Annotated in this window: 1 protein-coding gene; it reads left to right on the plus strand. The window is 65.7% G+C overall.

Annotated elements, in window-relative coordinates; translation table 11 throughout:
- On the plus strand, positions 1-362 hold a 362-nt coding region (locus HA630_RS26925; protein ID WP_243855321.1), incomplete at both ends, for a glutamate--tRNA ligase family protein.

Raw genomic sequence — 362 nt, forward strand, 5'->3', positions numbered from 1 at the left:
AACCCGAAAGACGGCGTGGTGGCCTGGGACGACAAGGTCAAGGGCCGCATCGAAATTGCCAACGCCGAGCTGGACGACCTGGTGATCGCCCGGCCGGCGCCCGAAGGCGAGGCCGTGGGCACGCCCACCTACAACTTCTGCGTGGTGGTGGACGACCTCGACATGGCAATCACCCATGTCATCCGGGGCGACGACCACGTCAACAACACCCCGCGCCAGATCAACATCTTCCGCGCCCTGGGCAAAGAGCCGCCGGTGTACGCCCACCTGCCCACCGTGCTCAACGAGCAGGGCGAGAAGATGAGCAAGCGCAACGGCGCCAAGCCCGTGACGCAATACCGCGACGAAGGCTACCTGCCCGA

It is taken from the genome of Aquabacterium sp. A08 (assembly GCF_011742065.1).